This is a genomic window from Pantoea sp. ANP04, assembly GCF_041982285.1.
GTDB classification, from domain to species: domain Bacteria; phylum Pseudomonadota; class Gammaproteobacteria; order Enterobacterales; family Enterobacteriaceae; genus Pantoea; species Pantoea eucalypti.
In genome coordinates this window covers 1-536 of sequence record NZ_JAUTYS010000157.1, presented here as the reverse complement: position 1 = coordinate 536, position 536 = coordinate 1, and the positions used below count along the sequence as shown (strand labels likewise).

At 68.8% G+C, this 536-nt stretch carries 1 protein-coding gene; it reads left to right on the top strand.

The window, feature by feature from the left end; genetic code table 11:
• On the top strand, positions 1–536 hold a 536-nt coding region (locus tag Q7C21_RS22865; protein WP_375151220.1), incomplete at both ends, for a hypothetical protein.

Genomic DNA, 536 nt, shown 5'->3' with positions numbered 1-536 from the left:
CCAGGCCGACTTCGGCATCGCGCTGGCCCCGGCCTATGGCGTGGACGTGGCGACGCTTGGGCCACTGTTGCAACTGCAGCCCAGCCACCGTGTGCTGCATTGTCTGATGCCGGCCCAGGCCTCTGTGCTGGGCAGCGGGCAGCCCGGCGCCTTGTTCGCCGACTTTCTGGCCGGTAACAACAACGGCTTCGACTTGCCGGGCAAGGATGCGCTGGAGCGGCTGCACCGCCAACAACGGCAGATTCGCCGCGACCTGGCGGAGCAGGGGGATGGGGTCATCGAACTGCCGGCAGCGCCGATCAGCGTCGATGCACTGCAACTGCGGGCCGCCAAGCGTCAGTACGGCGGCGAAGCACTGAGCGTGGCGCAGTTGAGCCGGCTGCTGAGCCTGTTGCGGGCCGAGCCGGACAGCGGCTGCCTGTACCACGCCGAGCCCGCCCTGCCACTGAAGATCTACCTGCATCTGGCCGGCCCGACGGATCAATCCCCGGGCCAGGCGCAATGTCCGCCCCCGGGCATCTACCGCTACCACAGCG